Source organism: Chloroflexota bacterium (assembly GCA_035652535.1).
Taxonomy (GTDB): Bacteria; Chloroflexota; UBA6077; order UBA6077; family SHYK01; genus DASRDP01.
This window is the reverse complement of sequence record DASRDP010000148.1, coordinates 1-4,862: the sequence shown is the minus strand read 5'-3', so window position 1 is coordinate 4,862 and position 4,862 is coordinate 1. Positions and strand designations below refer to the sequence as shown.

Sequence of the window (4,862 nt, the reverse complement as noted above, 5' to 3'; positions counted from 1 at the left end):
AACCGTTGCACCTGCAGGTGATGTCCGCGGTCCGCACGATGACGCAGTTCGTGGCCCTGGTCTGCCTCGCGTCCTGCGTCGCGGGTTGCGGTGAAGTGGTCGGCCTCCCAGGCCCGGTGTCGCCGGCACATACACGGACCTTCGCGACCGAATCCGCCCCACCCCTGCCTGCGGGGGTCGATGCGATGACCGGACTGCAGCAGAGGCCGATGAGGCCGCCCCTCGTGGCTCCGAACTCGGCCCGGCAGCCAGGTTCGTTGCCTCCGGGGTGTGCCGTCACAGATCCGTGTGAGACCTGCACCGCCTCCTCGATTGCCGACCTTGGCTCGGTGCTGCCGAACTACGGCGCAGGGGTCGGGCCTGTCTACCTGTCGGGACAGGACAGCTGGTACTCCGCGGGGCAGGTGGCCGTCCTCGTCGTGGACTCCAGGTATTCCGGACCCCTGCTGGTTCGACCCTTTCAGTTGGGGGGCGACGGGACATCCACTGTCACCCTGGCGGATCTCCCGCCGACTGATGTGATCAAAAAGGAGCCCGGGGTCACCAACGTTCCCGCGGTCCACACGACGGGAGGTGGTTTGTATCTGGACGCGGTGGCCTCGACCTCTTCCTGGAGAAACTGGACCGGATTGCTCAGCACCGACAGCCCTGGATGCTTCGGACTTCAGGTGGATGGCGACGCGTTCACCGAGTTCATCTTGTTCGTCGTCAACCCAGGAAAGCCGCCGCCCGGCTGAGCCGCGACGCTTCCCCGCGCTCGCGGCCGCGGTGTTCCGCTAGCGGTTGAGGGCCGCCTCGGCCTCCCGCACCAGGTCTTCGACGATCTCACCCGCCGGCTTGATGTCGTTCACCACGCTGACAGACGTGCCCGCCCACAACGGCGCGTACTCGATGTCGCCATCGAAGTCGGGAGCCGCACATCCTATGGCGTAACGCGGCCAGTCGATGCGCTCGTCGCCTCCGGGCGAGTGGTGTCCTATCACCGTGCCTTCGCCGGGCCGCGAGCCGGATGGTGGGCAGCCCGCCGCTTCCCATTCGTCGATCGTTTTGTTGCGCAAGGTTCGATGCGGCGCATTCGGCCACCACACGTCGTACAGAGAGTTGTAGACGGTGTCCTCCGCCCGCCCCTCGACGATTCGCTGTTTGTACGCCGGGTGAGCGTGACACTCATCGCTGGCCACGAATCGCGTTCCAAGAGACACGCCCTGGGCGCCTGCTTGCAGGGCGCGGGCCACTCCCGCACCGTCGCCGATACCACCTGACGCCAGGACCGGCAAGGGCTCGAGGGCCCGGACCGTTTCCGGCAGAAGGTCCCAGATCGACGTCGTGCCGCGAACGTGTCCGCCGGCTTCGAAACCCTGGGCGATGACGGCGTCGACCCCGGCGGCAGCCGCGGCGATGGCCTCTTCGGTGGAACCGACCTGGATGAGGACCTTGGCCCCGCGGTCGTGGGCGACCTTTACGTAGGGCGTCGGATCACCCCAGAAGAGAACGATGGCGGCGACTCCCATGTCGCCGAGCGCCGCGACGTGGTCGCTATACCAAACGTCGTCGCCCGGTTCGTTCTCGTCGATGATCACGTTGGCGCCGAACGGCAACCTGGTCAGCTCTCGCAACTTGGCAACTCGTGGCGCGAGCCTCTCGATAGGGGTCCCGCCGCCGCCCAGGACCCCGAAACCACCGGCGTTGGAGACGGCGGCCGCAAGCTCGGGTCCCGCGGCCATACCGATGCCGGCGCTGAGAATCGGGTAGCGGACGCCCAGCAGGTCGCACAGCGGCGTGTGGAGAGGGCTGCGGACCACTTCCTGGATTATGGATTCAACCGGAAGCCGTGGAAGCTCTCCGACCGACCTCGCAAGGGTCGGCGGACGGCACGCAGTTCATGAACACGTCGTGATCACTTGAAACGGCGGGCTTGAAGCCAAGGCCGTTGTACCTTTGCACCGTGAGTCGGCCTCGGCTCGAGATTCTCACATTGCCCCGCCACAAGCGCGCAGCGGCGGCTGGCTGAATGAGCGATGTCGACACCGTGCTCGCACGCTATTTGCAAGCAGTTCGTGCTGCGGGCGCACCCGAGGGCGAGCCGATCGCCTCGCCGGCCGACGTTGAGCGAGTCGTGGACGGTGTGGCGCCGTACATCATCCCGCCTGATCTGCGGCGCGCCTGGCTGCGCCTCAGCGATTGGGATTGGCTCATCGACAACGGCCAGCTGCAATCTCCGACTTTGTCATTGGAGATGTGGGACAGAAGCGTCCAAGAATTCGGGCAGCCGCGCCTGCTTTTCCCGGTGTCGTATGCAAGCCACACTTACCTCTACATCGAGCTCGGTATCGCAGGCGGCCCACCAGGCGGCGCCCTCCTCCTCGCCCCAATAGCCGAGCCTCTTGTGCGCCACGCACCGTCGCTCGTGTGGGCCCTCGAATTCATCACCGGGAGGGTCGAGGGAGGTGCCGCTCGATGGAACGAGTGGTGGACGAGTCGCATCTCAGGAGAGGAGGTGCAGCTGGCAGCCGCCGGTGAGCCCTGGCCGCAGTACCTCCTGCCCACGATCGACCCTTCTCAAGCGTTGACGTGGCCCGCGCATTGGCAGCGTGCGCAGGGCATCAACCCGGCGGACGCGATACTCCGTGGAGCCGACACCGATATCGCGGCGATGCTCGCCCTCGAGCCGGGCGCGACGTGCCGCATTCAGGGCAGGATCGTGGCCGTGGCCGTGGCCGCGGCTGGGGCAAGGATCGAAGTAGCCGATAACTCTGGCGCAGCGGTCGTGTGGGTGCCCAAATCGGCAGACCCGTTTGGAGCCGTGCGCATTCGCGACCAGGTGGAATTGGAAGTCACCGTGGGACAACCGAGAGACGAGCCCAGCGCGGAGATCCTCGCCCGGATCGCCGCGCTCCCTATTCCACCCGACGACGAGACGGCGCGACGCATGGCAACCAACGCGGCCGCGATGTTTGACGCGGCGTCCTATCGCTTCCGGGCCACCATTGCGAGACGCATCGAACCCTGAGCCGCTGGTTCGATCCCTCGGACTTTCTCGCCCGTGGAGAAGGAACGCGAGCCGCTCTGGGAGTGCCCAACGTGCGGCGACTTCGGTTCGCGTTATGGAAAGCCCATCGAATTGTGGTGGGCCGTGGTTTCCGTAACGCGAACCACGGCGTCACGGTGGTCGACAGGACAATGGCGATCGCTGGTCCTGCAGGCTCGTTCGTCACCGCTGGCCGAGCTCGATCGGGGCCAGAGCGCTAGAGCCAGGTCCAAGTCAGGCGCAGTCGATAACCCGCGAAGGCATTGTTCCGTTGAGACAGCTGTGAAGGCCTCAATCCGGCAAGTGGCCGTCGTCGCGGGTTTGCTGCTTCTGGCGGCATGCGGCGAATCTGGCATATCGCAAGGCTTGTCCGCGACACCATCAGCGACTCCCACGACATTCCCCTTGCTTTCTCCTTCGCAGTCAGCGCCGGGAACCGAATCGCCCTCGCTCCCCGCCAGCCCGATCGTGGCCTACTCGCCGATTCCATCACCGGTTGGCACGCCGGTTGCTCGTCAGGTGCTGGCGCCGGCCATCGTCCTGCCGGTGACCGGCCTGTGCACGACCCCGATCATCGAAACGGCCGACGGAAACGCCGAGCCGCGATTCTGCCGAGAGGGATCGATCAACGTCCTCGCCTGGAGGTTCTACGTTTCTATCTCCCCGAACATCCTGGGCGTGGGCCGAGACGCCACGGTCGACCAGATCCATACCGCGTTCATGGCCGATGGCAAATACCATCCGACCAATCCGGAGGAGCAGGCCTCGTACTACCTGGCAGCCGCGTATTACGGCTGGCACTTCTCGGGCGATCCGTCCTGCTGGCTCTGGAGCACCACCACGTGTTGAGGCTGGGCGTACACAATCCGCGCTGCGGGCCCGGCCGGAGCGCAGGGAGACAGAAGATCGTGCGTATCAGACGTGGGCGACCCGGGACTCGAACCCGGATGGGTTACCCCACACGCCCCTCAAACGTGCGCGTCTACCAGTTCCGCCAGCCGCCCGGCTAAGCCGGTTGATTTTACCGGTCGGCTCGCCCGTCCGCCATCGCGAGCAAGGCGTTGACCGTGGTCCAGTTGCGTGAGGTGGCGCCGATCCCCAGGCGCTTCGCGGCGAGCCTCTCCCAGAGGGGCGAGCGACCGAAGCCTTGCGGGTGCCACGAATAAAGCTCACGACCGGTGGTGGCGAGCGACTCGTGGGGGGCGGCGTTCGACCGCAGCTGCTCGACGGTCTCAGGCGGCGGCGGGGCGGCAAGAAAGGTCACGAGGTAGTGCTTCGGGTCGGCGGCCGCGGCGGGGATCGGATTGCGCGCCACTATCTCCGCGAGCTCGTTCTGCGCACGGACGATCACGGTCAGCTCGAGGCCGATCCGGCGGACGATGAGCGCCCTGACTTGTTCGGCGACCTCCGTTTCGGAGGCGTCGGTCGACAGGACGACGTTGCCGCTCTGAACGTAAGTCACGACGTCGGCGAAGCCCTCGTCGGACAAGAAGCGCCGCAGCTCGGGCATTGAGACGCGGTTGCGCCGCACGAGGTTCACACCGCGCAGCAGGACAGCGTAGCGAGCCACAGCGGCTTAAGTTGCCGTGTGGACGTGCTGGCCGAACCAGCTGATCGCCATGTAGTAGGTGATCAATCCAAAGAATATGAAGTAGATCCCCGAGAACCTCTGGTACCCGGCCGAGCCGTTGAACATGGCCAGAGGGCCCCAGAACGAGCGGTATCGAGCGGCAAGGCGGTCGGCCCACTGGTGATAGTTCACGATCCAGGCGAGACCCCAGAAGACGAGCGCGGTGCCGACGCACAGCCACAGGATCGTCCACAGGACCAGGCT

The 4,862-nt window shown here is 65.9% G+C and carries 6 protein-coding genes and 1 tRNA gene; 3 read left to right on the top strand and 4 right to left on the bottom strand.

Annotated elements, in window-relative coordinates:
• Positions 1-737 (top strand): hypothetical protein (locus VFC51_18130; protein ID HZT08946.1); only part of this gene is annotated, 737 nt, incomplete at its 5' end.
• A 39-nt stretch (positions 738-776) separates the two neighbouring features.
• Here the strand turns inward: VFC51_18130 and VFC51_18125 are convergent.
• Complete coding sequence (locus VFC51_18125; protein ID HZT08945.1) at positions 777-1,802, bottom strand: nitronate monooxygenase; 1,026 nt, start codon at positions 1,800-1,802, stop codon at positions 777-779.
• A 209-nt stretch (positions 1,803-2,011) separates the two neighbouring features.
• On the opposite strand from VFC51_18125, the gene VFC51_18120 reads away from it, so the two are divergent.
• Together VFC51_18120 and VFC51_18115 are read left to right on the top strand one after the other, a co-directional pair.
• Positions 2,012-3,010, top strand: a complete 999-nt coding sequence (locus VFC51_18120; protein ID HZT08944.1) for a hypothetical protein — start codon at positions 2,012-2,014, stop codon at positions 3,008-3,010.
• Positions 3,011-3,433: 423 nt separating this feature from the next.
• The gene (locus VFC51_18115; protein HZT08943.1) at positions 3,434-3,877 is read left to right on the top strand and encodes a hypothetical protein; all 444 of its coding nucleotides are present in this window, start codon (positions 3,434-3,436) and stop codon (positions 3,875-3,877) included.
• A gap of 73 nt (positions 3,878-3,950) precedes the next feature.
• Here the strand turns inward: VFC51_18115 and VFC51_18110 are convergent.
• The 3 genes from VFC51_18110 to VFC51_18100 all read right to left on the bottom strand — a co-directional run.
• A tRNA-Leu gene (locus tag VFC51_18110) sits at positions 3,951-4,032 on the bottom strand.
• Between the two features lie 17 nt (positions 4,033-4,049).
• Positions 4,050-4,598: a DUF1697 domain-containing protein gene (locus tag VFC51_18105; GenBank protein ID HZT08942.1), complete on the bottom strand. Its 549-nt coding sequence runs from the start codon at positions 4,596-4,598 to the stop codon at positions 4,050-4,052.
• Positions 4,599-4,604: 6 nt separating this feature from the next.
• The coding region (locus VFC51_18100; GenBank protein ID HZT08941.1) for a hypothetical protein at positions 4,605-4,862 on the bottom strand (258 nt) is incomplete at its 5' end.

Bases quoted from the DNA above. Each gene is read 5' to 3' on its own strand.
- VFC51_18120 (HZT08944.1), top strand. From the start codon at position 2,012: ATGAGCGATGTCGACACCGTGCTCGCACGCTATTTGCAAGCAGTTCGT.